Origin of the sequence: Brevibacterium sp. SIMBA_078, from assembly GCF_046534565.1 — a bacterium.
Lineage (GTDB): Bacteria > Actinomycetota > Actinomycetes > Actinomycetales > Brevibacteriaceae > Brevibacterium.
Genome location: NZ_JAWRYQ010000427.1, coordinates 1 through 250, shown reverse-complemented (window position 1 = coordinate 250; position 250 = coordinate 1). Strand labels below are relative to the sequence as shown.

The following is a 250-nucleotide window of genomic DNA, read 5'->3' as shown; positions in this document are numbered from 1 at the left end:
AATGCAATTTGATACCCTAGATCGCTCATGGTTTGCAGAAAATCGGAAGATGCCTGTAATGTGATTTCGTGTTCTTTGATTTGTTTCGATAACTGCTCCGCAATGACTAAATAACGATCATTTAATTGTTCTTTTACAAAGGCATTGTAAATCAAATTCGAACAAATAAATCCAACAAAGATGCTGATACAAACAATCAAACACGTATATAACATAAATCGTTGTTGTAGTCTCATTCTTTTACCTCTAG

General features: G+C 33.2%; 1 protein-coding gene. It reads right to left on the bottom strand.

Annotated features, from left to right (window positions below; translation table 11 throughout):
* Positions 1-236 (bottom strand): hypothetical protein (locus tag SB749_RS20285; protein ID WP_410711896.1); only part of this gene is annotated, 236 nt, incomplete at its 3' end.
* Positions 237-250: the final 14 nt, after the last annotated feature.